This is a genomic window from Streptomyces roseifaciens (assembly GCF_001445655.1).
Lineage (GTDB): Bacteria > Actinomycetota > Actinomycetes > Streptomycetales > Streptomycetaceae > Streptomyces > Streptomyces aureoversilis.
Genome location: NZ_LNBE01000001.1, coordinates 100,818 through 116,405, shown reverse-complemented (window position 1 = coordinate 116,405; position 15,588 = coordinate 100,818). Strand labels below are relative to the sequence as shown.

At 70.8% G+C, this 15,588-nt stretch carries 15 protein-coding genes and 1 tRNA gene; 7 read left to right on the top strand and 9 right to left on the bottom strand.

From position 1 onward, the window contains the following. Positions 1-151 precede the first annotated feature (151 nt). Positions 152-421, top strand: a complete 270-nt coding sequence (locus tag AS857_RS00455) for a hypothetical protein (RefSeq protein ID WP_058041069.1) — start codon at positions 152-154, stop codon at positions 419-421. A 240-nt stretch (positions 422-661) separates the two neighbouring features. Here the strand turns inward: AS857_RS00455 and AS857_RS00450 are convergent, their stop codons facing one another. Further along, on the bottom strand, positions 662-1,066 hold the full coding sequence (locus AS857_RS00450) for a hypothetical protein (RefSeq protein WP_144440667.1): 405 nt from the start codon (positions 1,064-1,066) through the stop codon (positions 662-664). A 311-nt stretch (positions 1,067-1,377) separates the two neighbouring features. After that, complete coding sequence (locus AS857_RS00445) at positions 1,378-2,367, bottom strand: PLL family lectin (RefSeq protein WP_058041067.1); 990 nt, start codon at positions 2,365-2,367, stop codon at positions 1,378-1,380. A 472-nt stretch (positions 2,368-2,839) separates the two neighbouring features. Between AS857_RS00445 and AS857_RS00440 the strand changes: the two genes are divergently transcribed. Beyond that, positions 2,840-4,198: a glycosyltransferase gene (locus AS857_RS00440; protein WP_058041066.1), complete on the top strand. Its 1,359-nt coding sequence runs from the start codon at positions 2,840-2,842 to the stop codon at positions 4,196-4,198. A 55-nt stretch (positions 4,199-4,253) separates the two neighbouring features. Here AS857_RS00440 and AS857_RS00435 read toward each other — a convergent pair whose 3' ends face one another. Beyond that, on the bottom strand, positions 4,254-5,009 hold the full coding sequence (locus AS857_RS00435; protein ID WP_058041065.1) for a metallophosphoesterase: 756 nt from the start codon (positions 5,007-5,009) through the stop codon (positions 4,254-4,256). On the opposite strand from AS857_RS00435, the gene pdxR reads away from it, so the two are divergent. Then, a complete protein-coding gene (gene pdxR / locus AS857_RS00430; RefSeq protein ID WP_338058232.1) occupies positions 4,933-6,552 on the top strand; it encodes a MocR-like pyridoxine biosynthesis transcription factor PdxR in 1,620 nt (539 codons plus the stop codon). The two genes, AS857_RS00435 and pdxR, sit on opposite strands and share 77 nt — an antisense overlap. A gap of 82 nt (positions 6,553-6,634) precedes the next feature. On the opposite strand, the gene AS857_RS00425 is transcribed toward pdxR, so the two are convergent. Next, positions 6,635-10,123: a hypothetical protein gene (locus tag AS857_RS00425; protein WP_058041063.1), complete on the bottom strand. Its 3,489-nt coding sequence runs from the start codon at positions 10,121-10,123 to the stop codon at positions 6,635-6,637. Positions 10,124-10,270: 147 nt separating this feature from the next. Continuing rightward, complete coding sequence (locus AS857_RS00420) at positions 10,271-10,588, bottom strand: ArsR/SmtB family transcription factor (RefSeq protein ID WP_058041062.1); 318 nt, start codon at positions 10,586-10,588, stop codon at positions 10,271-10,273. A 101-nt stretch (positions 10,589-10,689) separates the two neighbouring features. Here AS857_RS00420 and AS857_RS00415 point away from each other — a divergent pair, with 101 nt between their 5' ends. Together AS857_RS00415 and AS857_RS00410 are read left to right on the top strand one after the other, a co-directional pair. Beyond that, the gene (locus tag AS857_RS00415; RefSeq protein ID WP_058041061.1) at positions 10,690-11,016 is read left to right on the top strand and encodes a putative quinol monooxygenase; all 327 of its coding nucleotides are present in this window, start codon (positions 10,690-10,692) and stop codon (positions 11,014-11,016) included. 126 nt (positions 11,017-11,142) lie between these two features. Then, positions 11,143-11,216, top strand: a tRNA-Met gene (locus tag AS857_RS00410). 78 nt (positions 11,217-11,294) lie between these two features. On the opposite strand, the gene AS857_RS00405 is transcribed toward AS857_RS00410, so the two are convergent. Further along, positions 11,295-11,582 carry a hypothetical protein gene (locus tag AS857_RS00405; RefSeq protein WP_058041060.1) on the bottom strand — a complete coding sequence of 96 codons (288 nt, stop codon included), beginning with the start codon at positions 11,580-11,582 and terminating at the stop codon, positions 11,295-11,297. 496 nt (positions 11,583-12,078) lie between these two features. After that, positions 12,079-13,248, bottom strand: coding sequence for a serine hydrolase domain-containing protein (locus tag AS857_RS00400; protein ID WP_079109949.1), 1,170 nt, complete (start codon positions 13,246-13,248; stop codon positions 12,079-12,081). A gap of 689 nt (positions 13,249-13,937) precedes the next feature. On the opposite strand from AS857_RS00400, the gene AS857_RS00395 reads away from it, so the two are divergent. Beyond that, complete coding sequence (locus tag AS857_RS00395; RefSeq protein ID WP_058041059.1) at positions 13,938-14,540, top strand: arginine deiminase family protein; 603 nt, start codon at positions 13,938-13,940, stop codon at positions 14,538-14,540. Positions 14,541-14,561: 21 nt separating this feature from the next. After that, complete coding sequence (locus AS857_RS00390; RefSeq protein WP_058041058.1) at positions 14,562-14,897, top strand: arginine deiminase family protein; 336 nt, start codon at positions 14,562-14,564, stop codon at positions 14,895-14,897. A 65-nt stretch (positions 14,898-14,962) separates the two neighbouring features. Here the strand turns inward: AS857_RS00390 and AS857_RS41780 are convergent, their stop codons facing one another. Both AS857_RS41780 and AS857_RS40265 read right to left on the bottom strand, forming a co-directional pair. Further along, positions 14,963-15,091, bottom strand: coding sequence for a hypothetical protein (locus AS857_RS41780; RefSeq protein WP_275477336.1), 129 nt, complete (start codon positions 15,089-15,091; stop codon positions 14,963-14,965). A gap of 93 nt (positions 15,092-15,184) precedes the next feature. Further along, a complete protein-coding gene (locus AS857_RS40265; protein ID WP_173864712.1) occupies positions 15,185-15,574 on the bottom strand; it encodes a hypothetical protein in 390 nt (129 codons plus the stop codon). Between the last annotated feature and the right edge of the window lie 14 nt (positions 15,575-15,588).

The window sequence follows — 15,588 nt, the reverse complement described above, 5'->3', positions numbered from 1 at the left end:
CCTCCCCCGGGTCAATCCGGATTGTTCATCATGCGTTTGTTCAGTGCCAGGCCGCCGAACGTGAACAACACCCAGCGACTACAAACGGTGCATCCGGTCCCGCCACCGAGGACCGGCGAACCGTTCGAGTCGTACCGAAAGGACCCACGACATGCGTGCACGCACCGTACTGCCCGCTCTCGCAGCGATCACCGTGGCCGGGCTTGGCCTGGGCGCGGCGGCGCCCGCCATCGCCGCACCCGCGGCGACCTCCCTGCGGGCGCTCGCCGTCGCGGCGGACGACGGCCTGGACGTTCACCGCGGCAAGTTCTTCAGCCTGGGGGCCTGTCAGGAGGCCGGCCAGGCGGGCATCGAGCGCGGCCACTGGGACCGCTACCAGTGCGCCAAGAACTGGCTGTGGAACCTGTGGAGCAACCGCTGAGACCCACTGCCGCGGCCAGGGAGCAGCGGCCTTCCCACGCGACCGTTCGGCATCACGACGCCCTCTGAGGAACACGTGCGGCCGGCGTCCGCGCCTCCCTGGAACCATGCCCAGCGTCCGCGCAGGCCGGCCCGGGCGGGCCGGCCTGCGCGGACGGGCCGACATGCAAGCGCCCGATCGGATGCGCCGGGCCCCGGGGATCTGCCATGACGTCCCCGGGGCCCGGCGCATCGGCCCGGATCAGTATCCGGGGACCGAGCCCGGCTCCGGGAGGCTTCCCTCCGGCAGGCTGTCCCTCGCCCCCGCGGTCATGGCGCCGCCGATGGACTGTGCCGCCGATCCCGCCGTCTGTCCGATGAACTGCTGAACGCCCGAGGTCGTCTGTCTCAGGGCACCGCCGCCCGCCCGGCCGGCCGCGGGAAGGGTCCTCCCGAGTTCGCCGCCCCCGGCCGCCCGGCCCAGTGCCGCCGTCGTCTTCTGCAGGGCGTTGTCCGCCTTCGCGGTCACCGTTTCCAGGTTGATGTCCGTGCCGACCATGTCGACGCCCGGCGCCCCGGCCGCGGCATGGGCAACGGCGCCCGGGCCGGTGACGCCTGCGCTCAGCGCGGCCGCGGTCAGGGCCGTCACCGCGAGGACTCGTCGCATCCAGACTCCTTCAGTCAATTCCGGCAAGTCAGGCCTTTACGGCAAGAACGAGCCGGAGGAGCTCCCGGACACGTCACCCGTTCGAAGAAGCCGGCCCGGGGCCGTGAACCGCTTGCAGGCCTTGCAGCCGGGAAAGTAGCGTGACGGCGCTCCTGGAGCCGTGCGTTGCCGGCGATGTGGGCCCCGATGCTCCTGCTGCCCTTCCCGGCACACTTGGGTGACCGGCTCGGCGCGTGGTCCGGGCTGCCCGGAAGGCAGCCCGGCGCGGTGCACGGTCCGTGGCCGAAGATCCGTCAGCCCCGGAAGAGCCGTCAGCCCCGGAGGATGCCGTCGAACTGGGCCCAGTTCGACCAGGGTCCGCCGATGGAGGTCTGCCAGCGGTGGTAGACCCAGCCGCCGCTGTTCACCCCGAACAGCTCGACGCGCCCGTCCGCGTTCGTCTCCGCGGCCACCTGGGTCAGACCGCCGTCCATCTGCGCCCATCCCGCCCAGCCGTTGCCTCCGCCGATCTGGGTCTGGGCACGGTGATAGATGTTCCCGGCGCTGTTCGTGCCGAAGATCTCCAGGCGTCCGTCGGCATTGCGGGCCGCAGCGATCGACGAAAGGTTCCCGTCGAACTGCTCCCACCCGGACCAGGGGCCGCCGGGCCGCCCGAGCTGCCAGCGGTGGAAGACGTTGCCGGCGCTGTTGACACCGAACAGCTCGAGCCGCCCGTCGCCGTTCGTCTCGGCGGCGACCTGGGTCAGCAGGCCGTCCATCTGCTGCCAGCCCGACCACGGACCGCCGATGGAGGTCTGCCAGCGGTGGTAGATGTGCCCGGCGCCGTTGGAGCCGAAGATCTCCAGGCGTCCGTCGGCGTTGCGGGCCGCGGCGATCGACGTCAGGTTCCCGTCGAACTGCTCCCACCCGGACCATCCGGCCCCGGGCGACGTCTGCCAGCGGTGGTAGATGTTCCCCGCCCCGTTGACGCCGAACAGCTCGACGCGCCCGTCCGCGTTCGTCTCGGACGCCACGGCGCGCAGGGCCCCGTCGAACTGCTCCCAGCCCGTCCAGACACCGCCGACGACACTGGCCTGGCCGCGGTGGTAGATCGCATCCCCGGGGTTCGTCCCGAAGATCTCCAGGCGTCCGTCCGCGTTCCGCGCCGCGGCGATCGACGACCCGAACACGGCGAACGGCACGGCCGGACCCGTCCGGGCAGCGGCCGGCCCCACCCCCGGCAAGGCCGCCATCAGCGCCGCCACCACGGCAAGGACCACCAGGCGGAGCGTACGGACCGTGCGTCTGTGTCTCTTCCTCATGTGACTGCCCTTCCTGCGCAGTGAGATCACTTACTGCGATCGGTAACAGGGAGGTACGCGAGCCGACGGAACTGCGGAACCCGGTGGAGACGCGGCCCGCACCCTACTGCGCCGGGCCCGCGACAGACAGGGCGGCAACGGGAAAGCTTGCCGGACCCCTCAGGATCGGCGGGTATGCGTCCGTCCGCCGGCGAGCGCTGGTCCGGGTGGTCAGCCCATGTTGATCAGCAGGGACAGTACGGCGAACAGGCTCCCGGCTGTCCCGGAAGGTCGGTGCCACTGTGCCTGGGGCGCACATCGTGCGCCGGGGGGTGTCCGAGTGCCTCGGGGGGTGTCCGTGAAGCCCCGGAAGCGGGAGGCGCCGGGGTGGATCCGGTGTCTCGTCCGGGTAGTTCAAAAGCCGGGCGAGAGTGACGAAAGGGGCGCCTTGTGAGGTCACACTCCGAGGTCGGCCGCCTGCAGGAGGCTCGCCGTGGTCGCACTGGACACCATCACCCAGTATGTCGCCGTTGCCATCGCCATGTTCACGGGCATCTACAACTTCTCGCTCCTCGCCCTGGGCATCGTCCTCGCCCGCCGCGCCGACGGTTCCCTGCGCGGACAACTGAGGCTGGCACACGAGCGGCCCGTCGCGCTGCCCACCGGCTGGGGCGTCTTCGTCCTCGTTCCCTGCCTGAACGAGGAACGCGTCATCGCCAACACGCTGCGCTGCCTGCTCGACGGACAGCCGGGCGTGCGCATCGTCGTCGTCGATGACGGCAGTGACGACGCCACCGCCCGCATCGTGCATACCGTCGGCAGTGGCCGCATCAGCCTGGTCCGCAGGACACCGCCCGCCGCCCGGCAGGGCAAAGGCGCCGCCCTCAACGCCGGGCTGCGCACGGTGCGCGAGCACGCCGGGAAGGAGGGCCTGGATACGGGCCGGGTACTGGTATGCGTGCTGGACGCCGACGGCCGGATGACGCCGGGCGCCGTGAGCCGGGTGACGCAACGGTTCACGGACCCGGCGGTGGGCGGGGCCCAGCTGGCGGTGCGCATCCGCGGCAGACATCGCTGGGCGCTGCGGCTGCAGGACCTCGAGTTCTGGGCCCTGAGCGCGCTGACCCAGTTCGGCCGGATCGCCACCGGCACGGTGAGCATAGGCGGCAACGGCCAGTTCAGCCGGCTCTCCGCCCTCGACGACGTCGGGACGCACCCCTGGTCGGACTCCCTGACCGAGGACCTCGACCTGGGCATCAGCCTCGCGGCCCGGGGCTGGACGGTCACCTCCACCACCGCGGCCTTCGTCTCCCAGCAGGGACTGACCGACCCACGCCGCCTGCTGCGTCAGCGCACCCGCTGGTACCACGGACACATGAGCGCCATCAGCCGCCTGCCGGAACTCTGGGCCCGGCCCGCCGTCGGCCTCCCGGGCCGCGTCGAACTCACCGGCTACCTGCTCGTCCCGTACCTCGTCACCCTGCCTGCCTCGGTCGTCCAGCATTACGCGATCCTCCGCGCGTTGTGCGCGGACGGCGCCGGGATGCCCCGCCTCGTGTCCGGCGCGGCGTGGCTGAACGTCCTGGCCTGGCAGTCGCTACCCTTCACCGCCTACCTGGTTTCGGCGTTGCTCTACTGGCGCCGCATCGATGACCTGCCGGCCTGGAAGGCGGTCTGCTGGTCTCCCGCCGTCATGGTGTGCATGTACCTTGGCTTCGCCGCCGGTTGGTGCGCCGTATGGCAGATCGTCACCGGGCACAGACACTGGACCAAGACCGAACGCGCGGTGGAGACGCCCGTCACGAGCGAGGCGCCCGCGACCGGCCAGGAGCCCGGCGACGCCCCACCCTGAAGACGCCCATCGATCTGCAGAGCGCAGGCCCCGCCACGCGCATCCTTCCCCGCCGTCAGCAGGAGACGCTTCGGTAGTGGGTCGTCAGCCGCCCTGTGCCGCCCAGGACGTGGAAGGCGAGCGCCGGAGGCAGGTCGAGGTGGACATGGTCCGTCGGGTGAGCGTAGCGCTCCCAGGGGAGTCTGAGGGTGGAGACGACACCGGGGGCGACGACCAGAGGCTTCCCCGCGAAGGTGGTCGCCGCTGCGGTGTGGGCGTGGCCGCAGATGAGGCCGGCGATATTGGGGAAGCGTTCCACCAGGCGGGCGAGCCGGTGTTCCTCGAACTGTCGGAGGCTGTCGATGTAGGGACTGTGCAGCAGGGTCGGCGGGTGATGAAAGCCGACGAGAACGGGCATGTCGCCCGGTGTCCGGGTGAGAACGTCCTCCAGCCAGACCAGGGTGTCTTCCTCGATGAACCCTTCGTCCTTCCCCGGTATCGAGGAGTCGCACAGGGCGATGGTGAAGCCGGCCGTGCGGTGAACCTGGTTGACGGGGGCCGCCGAGGCGGGTTCCCCGAGCAGGAACCGGCGGAAGGCGGAGCGCTCGTCGTGGTTTCCCGGGCTCACCAGCACCGGGTGCCGGGACGTCAGCAGTTCCCTGGCCTGCTCGTACTCGGCAGGCGATCCGTGTTCGGCGATGTCGCCGGTCACCACGACGGCGTCGAGATCGTAGGGAAGGGCGTTCAAGTAGTCCATGACCGCCCTTGTACGGTCGATGCTGCGTTGCCGGCCGTCGATGTGGATGTCGCTGAGGTGGGCTGTCACGATCACGGTCTGCCTGGTCCTTCCGAGAGGGGTCTGCGTTCAACGAGGGCGGCGGGTGGTCATGCCCGCGTCCCTCCACGGCTTTGGTGAACCTAAAACGGCGACTGGACCATGGGTAAGATCCGGTTTCATGCCAAAAGATTGGTCCAGTGCGGGGCTCGACCTCCATATCGGCATCGGCACCGGCACCGGCACCGCAGGCGGGCGGCGTTCGGGGCTGGAGTCCGCTCTGCGCGAGGCGGTTCGATCAGGCCGCCTGAGGTCCGGGACTCTCTTGCCGTCCACTCGCGGGCTGGCCAAGGAGCTCGGTTTCTCACGGGGCACCGTAAGCGCTGCCTATGACCAACTGACCGAGGAGGGCTACCTGACGGTGCGCCCCGGTTCGGGCACGCGCGTCGCCGACGTACCGGCTGCCGATCCTTCCCCGGCGGCCCCGGACGCCCCTCGGAGATCCCCGCGTCACGACCTGCGGCCCGGGCTTCCCGATGTGAGCGCCTTCCCCGTCCAGGCCTGGCTCCGTGCGTGCCGCCGCGTACTGGAGTCCGCACCTCCGCAGACTTTCGGTGCCGGGGACCCCCAGGGGCAGCCTCGACTGCGTTCCGCGGTTGCCGACTACCTCGGCCGGACCCGGGGAGTGCTCACCACACCCGACCGAGTCGTGATCACCTCAGGTTTCCACCAATCCGTGGGGCTGCTGAGCCGGGTGCTCACAGAGAGGGGCATCGGTGCCGTCGCCATGGAGGACCCGGGTCACAACGCCTATCGCGAGGTTGTCCAACGAGCCGGAATCGCCACCCCGGCCCTGACCGTCGATGCGTGGGGAGCTCGCGTCGCATCGCTTGCGACGCAGGACATCGGGGCGGTGGTGGTCACTCCGTCGCACCAGTATCCGACCGGGGTGCCGCTGCATCCCGACCGGCGTCAGTCGCTGTGCGAATGGGCACGTGCCACCGGCGGCCTGATCGTGGAGGACGACTACGACGGAGAGTTCCGCTACGACCGTCAGCCTGTCGGGGCCCTCCAGGGCATCGCTCCCGAGCACGTGGTGTACTGCGGCACCGTGTCCAAAACTCTCGGCCCCGCCCTCCGGCTGGCCTGGATGGTCCTGCCACGCCACCTGGTGGGCCCGGTCGTGAAGGCCAAGGAGGAGACCGATCTGTACACCGAGACCATCGGTCAACTCGTCCTCGCCGAACTGATCAGCACGCACGCCTACGAGCGTCACATCCGCGCGGCCCGCCTGCGGTACCGACGCCGCCGCGAACTGCTCCTCGAACACCTGGCCGCATTCCCCGCCCTCACTCCCCACGGTGTCCCGGCCGGACTGCACACCCTCGTCACCCTCCCGCCCGGCGGAATCACCGAACGTCGGCTTCTGGCCGACTGCGCAGACCGAGGCATAGCGCTGAGAGGACTCACCGAACTCCACCACCAGACCACGGCCGACACGCCGCAAGGCCTGCTGATCGGATTCGCCGCGCCCTCCGAGCACGGGTACCCCATCGCCTTGGAGGCCTTGTCCTCGGTCATGGCAGAGGCCATACGTTGATCGACGGCACTGTGGGGGGGGTTCCGGCGCGGCCGGGCCTGCGACCCACACGGGAAGGCCCGGCGCCGTCGGCGACGGTCACTCATAGGGCCATGACCAGGGCAAACGCCTCCTCGCGGACGTCCGGGTGGGCATGCCTGCGCAGAGCACGCACGTGTTCGCGCCAGGGCGACGCCCAACCGGCGCGTTCGCCACCGACCTCCGTGAGGGCGACCGCGAACAGACCGGCGGCGTAGCCCCCGTCCTCGACCAGCGTCCGTGCCGCGCGGGCGAGCGCCTCGGCGTCGCCGTTCCGCGACCGCAGGGCTTGGCGGAGGTGGGCGGCCGTGGAGGCGGCGAGCGCAGGCCGGCCTTCGTGCACCTCGGCCAAGTGCGTCAGCGTGGCCGTCAGAGTGTCCGGCCCGGCGTCCGGATCGAAGGTGTGGAGGAGCAGCCGCACCGCGAGGGAGGTGAAGTCCGGGGTGCCCGCGAGCAGATCGGCGACCCGGCGGGCGACCGGAGCGCTGATGCGGGTGCGTCTCGTGCTGTACGGGGTCAGGATGCCGACTATGAGCTCGACCCGTCGGCGGGCCGGGCGGTCGCTGTCGGTGTCCGCGTCCGCGTCGGGCGTGCCACCGCGGACGTCGGAGGTGCCCCCGCGGGCGTCGGACGTGCCCGCGCGGGCGTCGGCGGCGATCAGCGCAGCGAGCGTCCCCAGGAGGGGAGCCACGTCAGGTGTGCCGGTGGGAGGATCGGTGACCATGGCGCAGAGCGCGCCGACGGCCGTCGACCAGGTGTCGCGGTTCTCCAGATCGGTGACGGCGGCGGCCAGGGTTCCGGGCTCGGGCCCGATCCAGCCCGACCACTCGGCCAGCGCCCTGTACCCGTGGAGGACCACCTCGCGGTCGCCGGTACGGCACAGGGCGGCGACCAGCCGGGCGTAGCGGTGGCGATGGCGCTCCGGCACGTCGGGCGCCCGGACCCCGAGCACCGCCACCTGATCCTCGCGCCGTCCGGCGGCCGCCGACTCCACCGTCTCCCAGGCCTCTTCGCATGCCAGCAGCCCCGTCGTGAGTGCCAGACAGACGGCCCGCACGTCCTGGTGCAGCGGGAGGGCGTACGCGTCCCGGAGCAGGACCGCGGCGTCCCGCACGGGAAGCAGGGCTGCCGCGATCCGCGCCGCCTCCTCCCGGCCGGTCACCCGCGTGTCGCCCCCGGCGAGCAGCAGCGGGCGCAGAGCCCCGGCCAGCAGGGAAGGCGGGACGTGACGCCCCGCGCGCCGTGCCGCGGCCATCGCGATCCTGGAGCGGTTTCCCCCGGCGTGGGCGAGCAGCGTGGACAGGTGCTCGCCCGGACGCTCCGTCCTGGCCAGCGCGGCGAGCGCGGCCTCGGCGACCTCCGTGTCCCCGGAGGCGGTGTGCCGCTGCAGGATCCCGGTCCAGTTCCCCGGGAGCCACGCGGCCAGCGCGACCGCCCGTGCGCGCAGGCGGTCGGGGAGCCGGGTGTCGTCGGCGATGCGGGCCAACGCGCGTGCCGCCACGGCCTGCTGACGTGGCAGCCAACGGCGTGCCGCCCGGCCGACGGGCGGCAGCCAGGGGTCGCCCTCGGGCAGGAGACGCCCGTACGGAGGCGTGTCGCCGAGGACGAGGTCCAGCAGATCCGTACGGCGGTACGTCAGCGTGCGGCCGATGGACGGCAGGGTGGCGAAGGAGGCGTCGAGGGTGAGGAGGGCGACCAGCCGTTCGTCGTGCGTCCTCGGGTCGCGCAGCCACAGGACGGCGGCCTTGCCCGCGGTGTCCTGATCACCGTCGCGGACCGCCCGCCACAGGAGGTCCTGCAGGCCCTGAACCGCGTACGCGCGCTCGCCGAGACAGGATGCGAGCGTGAGGACGGCCGTGAAGTCCGCGGCCTGCGCACGCGCTTCCAGTTCGGGGCGCAGCGCCTCGAACGCCTCCTGTTCACGCCCGTGCCGCACGGCGAAGGGCCGCGGTGGCGCGGTGTCCGGAAGCCGCTCGAGGGTGCGCAGCGCCCAGCCCTTCAGCGCCCCGCGGCCGGCTCCGTCCCCGAACCCCGTCACGTCCACCTCCACCTCCACGTCCACGTCACGCAGCAGGGAGACGGCCAGGCCGCCCAGTGCGTAGCGGCTGTCCCACGAACAGTCGGGGGCCTCCAGCGCGTCGGCCGCGAGGCGTTCGAGGTGAGGTGCCGCCTCGTCGGCGAACAGCGAGGAGGGGATGGCGGCGATCGCGTACAGAGCGCGTCCGCGGACGAGTTCCGGTTCCTCACGCAGCCGTGTGCAGCGGGCGAGCCGGTCGGTGACGACGGAAGGGTCGCCCGAGCGGGCGGCGTTGAGGAACAGGAGCCGGTACCCCTCTGCCCGGTCCCTCTCCGCCGGGTCACGGGTCGCGGCCCACAGCTCCTCCCCCGCTTCCGCGGGCGGCAGATGCGCGACGCATTCCAGGACCGTACGCCACTGGCCTCCGTGCCGACGCGCCCGGTCCGCCATCCGCCGGGCCTCGGCCTCGCGCCGCGCTCTGGGAAGAGAGGCGAGGACGCGCTCGGGAGGCAAGGACGCTTCCGTGCCCCGTCCGGCCATCGCGGTGTCCAAGCAGGCGGCGCGGCGGGAGGGGGGCAGCCGGCGCAGGAGGCGGGCGAGCGCGCGTTCGTCATGGCTCACGGCCTGGGCGAACACGGCGAGTTCCGGCGGGTCCCGGCGGACGAGGGTGCGCAGCGCGGACAGCGTCAGCCCGAGGCGTTCCGCCGGGTCGCGCGGCGGCGCGAGCAGCAGCCGGACCGTGCGGCCCGGGTCCGCGGTCATCAGGCCGCCGAGGGCGTCGCGGAGGGGCCAGGGCAGCGGCCCGTGGCACAGGCGCTCCAGCAGGTCGAACACCCGCTCAGGCGCGTACTCGATGGCCGCCGCCACGCACGCCCCGTTCGACTGCCACCAGTCGTGCCGCCGTGCTTCCGGTTCTGCGGTGAGCCGGCGTTCCACCTCGTCGAGGACGATGCCGGCATGACGGCGGGTGAGCGCCGCCCACTTGCGGACGGAGGGAAGTCCCGTGACGTACGGGAAGAGCCCGGGCAGCAGTTCCGCGACGGTGCCGGGCCCGCACGCGGGCAGCAGCCTGGCCGCCTCCACCTCGCCCCAGCGCTCGCGGAGGGGCCGCACGAGGGCGTCGGCGAGCGCCGTGCGCCGTCCGGTGACGACGGCGCCTATCAGCTCTCGCCGTACGGCGGCGGGCCCGTCGTCGAGCGCCTCCGCCACGGCGGCGTCCGGGACGATGCCTCCGCGCACGGCGGACACGGCCTGGAGGCGGACGTACGGATCGGGGTCGGCCAGCCGCGTTCGCAACCAGCCGACGTCACCGGCCGCCCGGGCGGCCACGCCCGCGAGGCCCCGCTCGTACCCGCCGCGGCGCGCCAGCTCGGCCAGCACCGCGGCCAGCGCTCCGGCCGCGCTCAGTTCCCTGGCGTGGAGGGCCATGCGCCGGACGCGGCGGGGGTGGGGCAGCGGGTCGAGGGCGGCGAGCAGCTCGTCGACGTCTGCCACGACGACTGCCGCGACATCTACTGCCACGGATTTATCGGTCATGAGCGGATTCTCATGGAGGCGGCCCCTTTCGCCCCAGCGCTTTTCCGGGGCGGCATGCGCCCGGCGGCTGCCCTCCAAGGGGCGTGCGGTGCGTACCGCTTGCCGTCGGCGGAAATGGGGCCGTCCCGGGCCGTCCCGCTCCTGAGCTCACTCCTCCGGCTCGGCCGCCACGATGCCCAGCAGTCCGGGAAACCGCTGCTCGATGTCGGCCCGGCGCAGGCTGGCCATCCGGCTGTTGCCGCGGTCGACCTGCCGGATCAGCCCGGCCTCGCGCAGGGCGCGGAAGTGGTGCGTGACGGTCGCCTTGGAAACCGGCAGTCCGAAGGAGCTGCACGTCCGCGCCGTGCCATCGGGTTCGGCTGCCAGCTCACGCACCACTCGCCGGCGCAGCGGATCCGCCAGCGCGGAGAGTACCGGGCCGAGCTCGATCTCCTCGACGCTCGGGTGGCCTTCGTCGTCGGGCATTCGGGACACCTTCCTTGAGGTATGGATTGCATCGTACCTGCAAGTTCGGTAGCGTCCAGCAGGTACGAGAGTTGTCGTACCTGCCAGAAGGAGAACCCTGCGTGACTCAGCCATTCGCACTCGTCGGCACCGCCCGCCCCAAGCCCGGACGCGCCGAGGAGCTCAAGCAGCTTCTGTTCTCGTTCGTCGAGCCGACCCGGCAGGAGCCCGGCTGCCTGGAGTACCACTTCCACGAAGATCGCAACGAGCCCGGCCTCTTCGTCTTCTACGAGGCCTGGCGCTCCCAGGCCGACCTCGACGCCCACCTCGCCCTCCCCCACATGCAAGCCTTCTGGGAGCAGCGCATGGACTACCTGGAGACCGACCTCGACGTCCGCTTCCTCACCATGCACAGCCCCTACCAACCGGCCGACCGCGCTGGGGCATGACCTCTGGCACCCACTGGATCGGTCTGCGACGGTGTGGGGCTCCGCCCCCGTGTCGGGCGGTATGAGGGTGGGCCGGTGAACCGGTTCGCCCTCACCTGGTCAATGCCGTACTGTTCACCGTACCGACGCGGGGTGGAGCAGCTCGGTAGCTCGCTGGGCTCATAACCCAGAGGTCGCAGGTTCAAATCCTGTCCCCGCTACTCACTGGCGAAGGCCCGGCGATCAGCCGGGCCTTCGCCGTTTCCCACCTTGCCGAGGGGCACGGCACCCAAGCATCCTCAAATACGGACGCTGTGTCCCGAGCTGGCTGCGAAGGTCCCCTCGGCCGGGACGGGCTGGCCGGGGCCGGTGCAGTCCGGGGAGGTGTGGACGAACGCGACGGTGCCGGTGCGGTTCTGAACGGACAATGGCGCGTTCAGGTTGCGGTAGCACCCGGAAGGATTGGTGAAGACGCGACCGTTGAGGACGAGCTGGCCGGACGCGGTGGACGCCGATCCGGGAAACATGCAAGAGAGCGTCAGCGCGGCGGCCAGCACGCTGAGGGCCTTCGGGATGCGGTGCTGCATGGAACACCCTTCCGTATCAACCGGGCGATAAGACCGCATAATTTCCCTGGTACGGGCGGCGCCATGCATCGACCGCTCGCATGGGTGACGCCGTACGGGCGTGACAGCCGAGCACCTCCGCGGGCACCGGGCCGTCTCGGCTCACATCATGGCAAGTTCGTCGTGCGCCCGGTCACTGGGTGGTCCACCCCCACGAGGTGCCCTTCTCGTAGTCGTCGGCAGTCGTCGCGTTCGTGCTCCAGGCGAGTCGGGCAGGCCAATTCGACGCATGCCCGATGCAGATCGAGCGGCGGCACCGGCGCGGACGTCCGCGAGATCGCCGCCCGCCTGGGGTCGGCGACCACCGTCGAGCCGCACGCGGCACGCGGCACGCGGCACGCGAGGAAGCATGCGGCTGCGCCCCGCTTGTCCCCGCCTCGCCCAGCTGCGCGAGGCCCTGCTGCCCGCCCTGCGCGAACACTTCGCCACCGGTGCCGGTGCCGGCACCGGCCGTCCCTCAGCGCGACGTGCTGCAGTATTCGGCTTCGATGATCTTGATCATGGACGTCGCGTCCCAGTCACCGTTGTAGTTGTAGGCGAGCTGGTGACGGCCGTCCGCGGTGGTCACGGCCATCGAGAGCCACCCGACCATGCCTCCGCCGTGCCCCCAGAGCGTGGTGCCGCAGCTCGTCTGGAACCGTTGGAGGCCGAGCCCGTAGGACTTGGACGAGGATCCGGGGGCGGCGATGGTCTTCATCGCCTTCAGCTGCTTCGGCTTCAGGAGCTCGCCTCGCAGCAAGGCGCCGTAGAAGCGGTTCAGGTCGCCCGCGGTGGAGATGATGTCGCCGTCGGCCCAGCCCTGCGACCCGTTCATCTCGGTGATGTCGTCGATCCGGTCGGGCGCCGACCTGAACAGCTTGGAGTAGCCGCGGCTGCTGGGCCGGGGCAGGTGAATGCCGTTGCCGGGGTTGGACGTGTTCTTCAGCCCCAGTGGCCTGATGATGCGGTCGCGGACCTCGTCCTCGTACGACCTCCCGCCGGCCTTCTCGATGATCAGTCCCGCCAGGATGTAATTGGTGTTGGAGTACGAGAACTTGGCACCGGGCTCGAAGAGGGGCTTGTGGGAGAGCGCCACCTTCACGTGCTTCTCGGGCGGCAGCGTGTCGTAGCGGTGTTCGAGGTAGCCGTCGCCCTGCATGTACGTCTTGGCGTACTCCTCGTCGGCCAGGTAGTCGAACAGGCCGCTGGTGTGATTGAGCAGCTGCCGGACGGTGATCCCGCAGCCGTCGTTGCCGTTGCCCCGTACCAGGCCGGGCAGCCGGCGCTCCACGGTGTCGTCGAGGCTGAGTCTCCCCTCCGCCTCCATCTGGAGCAGGACGGTCGCCACGAACGTCTTGGTGATGCTGCCGACGCGGAACTTGTCGTTCTCGCCGCGCGGCGCACCCGACGTCAGGTCGCCCACGCCCGACGCCGACTTCCAGACGCCGCCGGTGTCACGTGCCTGGGCCGTGACGCCGGGGATGCCCGCCTTCACGGCCTCGTCCATCGCGCGCTGCGTGGCCGGGTGGCCGCCTCCCGAGGGAGGCGTGTCCGACGCTGCCCGGGCGGGCGTCACGAAGGCGGTGGCCGCCATCGCGGCCACCGCAATACCCGCCAGGCCGGCCTTCGTGCTCTTCCGTAACGCCATCGCGTACTCCTCACAGTCGTTTGCACCGGGCCGAACTCGTGCGGCCCGCGGGCAACTGCGGGGTGTCACCGACCGCGCTGCGGGAGGGCCGCCTGTGTACCAAGACCGCAGACAGTGCCGGAGTGGTTGAGAAGGATCCGGTGAACGGTCTTGAGTGCGGGGCTGCGGCCTACTGGAATTCCTGACAGGAAGGGAGCCGCCCATGTCCCAGCCGTCCGCCCGCACCCGCCACAGCACCCGCGGTGCACAGCGGGGCAGGAACGGGTTGATCCTCTCCTCCACGTCCAGCCCCTCACGCTGCTCCTGGTCCTGGTCCTGGCGGGTGCCTTTGACGAAGATCCGGCGGCCGTCGGCAAGGGTGTGCAGGGCCGCCACGGCGCAGCTCCATCCTCCGGGGAGGTCCCGGTGGGTCTTGGTCCGCCGGGGGCGTGATCGTGCCGAGCAGGTGAAGCGTCCGGACGAGTAGCTCCCCGGCCGGGGCCCTGGGGCACCCCACCGGTGACCGGGGAAGAGCCACTGAGCGCGTGGGGTGAATCCGGTCATTGTGTTCGCCCGGTGGCCGAGGTGGGTTGAGCTCGACTGGTCCGGCGCATCACGCTAGTTGGGGTCCCCCCCTCCCGGGCGCGGGTTGAGTTCTGACCTGGCCTCGACACCGAAGGAGCAGTATGCCTGCTTACCCGCCGGATCCGGTGCCGCTGTCCGGGGGCGGCGAGTTCGCTGTCGCCCCGTCGGCCGTCATCGTGCACGATCCTGTCGGGACGGGCGCGGTCAAGGCACTGTCGGTGGTGTCCGATCCAGTGGTGCTGCAGCGGGACTACCTGTTCCGTGAGGCACCCGACCCGGCGCTGTACGCCGAGCAGCATCGGGCCTTCGTGGAGACCATCAAGCAGCACGTGGGCCAAGTGCACTACCTGGCCGATTTGCTCGACGGGGACCGCTCGTTCGGCCATGCCGGTACGAACCCGAACCAGGTCTACACCCGTGACGCGTTGATCACGATTCCATGGATGCCAGGCCGGTACATTCCCGGCCGGATGATGGCCCCCATCCGGCGGCCGGAGGCAGCGGCGATGGAGACCGCGGCGCGGGCTCTGGGTCTGTCCGCGGCGCTCCGCATCCCTGATCATCTGGTCCTTGAGGGCGGGGACGTCATTCCGTTCTCGCGGGAGGGAAACCGTGCTCTGCTGATCGGGTACGGCAGGCGCACCCAGTTGCCCACCTTGGACTTCCTCGCCCGGGAGCTGATCCCCTGGGGCGTGGACGAGATCATAGGTGTGGAGCTGGCACCGTGACGGATCAACCTCGACGGCTGCATGGTGCCGGTCGCCGAGGACGTGGTGGTCGCACACCCGGACAGCGTCCTGAGCTCGGTCCGTTTCAGTGCCGCAGGGCAAGAGCGGTTCGACGTGCTGGGCATGATGCTGGACATCGGGATGCAGATCATCGATGTGACCCAAGACGAGTCGCTGTTCCGGCAGGCGTGCAACAGCCTGTGCCTGGGGAACCGGAGGATCATCTGCTACGACATGACGCCCTCCGCGCTCCGACGGCTGGAAGAGGCGGGTGTCGAGGCGCTGGCCGTGGCCGGAAGCGAGCTCGTCAAGGGCACGGGTGGGCCGCGGTGCATGAGCAGGCCGATCTATTCCTGACCTGCGCGCCGCGGATCACGAGGAGATGCGCCGTTCAGGTGGCCCGGGCAGACCCGGCACTCGTATCAGCGGGAGAGCCCCGTTCCCGCGCCCAGCTGACGCAGGATCACCGGGCCCTTCGCGAGCTCTCCGCCGGCCGTCGGCACGCCCTCACCCGAGACCTGCCGACCGTGCCCGGCAGCCTCGTCCTGCACGCCGGACGCGTCTCCATGCACAGCGTCACCCCGGCCCCGGACCGCCGCGACCCCGGACTACCCGTCCCGGAACTGCGCCACGCCGGCTCCCGGTCATGTCGCAAGTACGAATGCCAAGAAACACATGAGGATGACCGAGGCATACAAGGCAGCCTGGCACCGTGCGGGGTACTCGTATTTCTCCCTCTTTACGCCTCGGCGCATTTCGTCACCATATTTGAGGAACAGTTTCCTGGACGGAAACATGCCGATCGTGAGCCCGCCCCACGCGAAGGAGTACAGGACCAGCATCTGCCGGGCATTCCAGTGCTGATGCTGGAGACTTCCTACCGCGATCATCCCGAGACAGCATCCGGCGGAAATGACGAGGAACGCCACTGTCAGCTTGCGCACCTTCATCCATCTGTCCATTGCGAAGCAGAAGACGAGGGTGGCGGCAGCCGCGATGAGCAGCAGGCAGGCGAGGGGAAGCTGTGCGAGCACGGCGGCTCCTTTCG

Excerpts from the sequence above, each read along its gene's own strand:
- AS857_RS00455 (WP_058041069.1), top strand. The coding sequence starts at position 152 with ATGCGTGCACGCACCGTACTGCCCGCTCTCGCAGCGATCACCGTGGCC.
- AS857_RS00450 (WP_144440667.1), bottom strand. The coding sequence starts at position 1,066 with ATGCGACGAGTCCTCGCGGTGACGGCCCTGACCGCGGCCGCGCTGAGC.
- AS857_RS00445 (WP_058041067.1), bottom strand. The coding sequence starts at position 2,367 with ATGAGGAAGAGACACAGACGCACGGTCCGTACGCTCCGCCTGGTGGTC.
- pdxR (WP_338058232.1), top strand. The coding sequence starts at position 4,933 with ATGACCGCCCTTGTACGGTCGATGCTGCGTTGCCGGCCGTCGATGTGG.
- AS857_RS00425 (WP_058041063.1), bottom strand. The coding sequence starts at position 10,123 with ATGACCGATAAATCCGTGGCAGTAGATGTCGCGGCAGTCGTCGTGGCA.
- AS857_RS00420 (WP_058041062.1), bottom strand. The coding sequence starts at position 10,588 with ATGCCCGACGACGAAGGCCACCCGAGCGTCGAGGAGATCGAGCTCGGC.
- AS857_RS00405 (WP_058041060.1), bottom strand. The coding sequence starts at position 11,582 with ATGCAGCACCGCATCCCGAAGGCCCTCAGCGTGCTGGCCGCCGCGCTG.
- AS857_RS00400 (WP_079109949.1), bottom strand. The coding sequence starts at position 13,248 with ATGGCGTTACGGAAGAGCACGAAGGCCGGCCTGGCGGGTATTGCGGTG.
- AS857_RS00390 (WP_058041058.1), top strand. The coding sequence starts at position 14,562 with ATGGTGCCGGTCGCCGAGGACGTGGTGGTCGCACACCCGGACAGCGTC.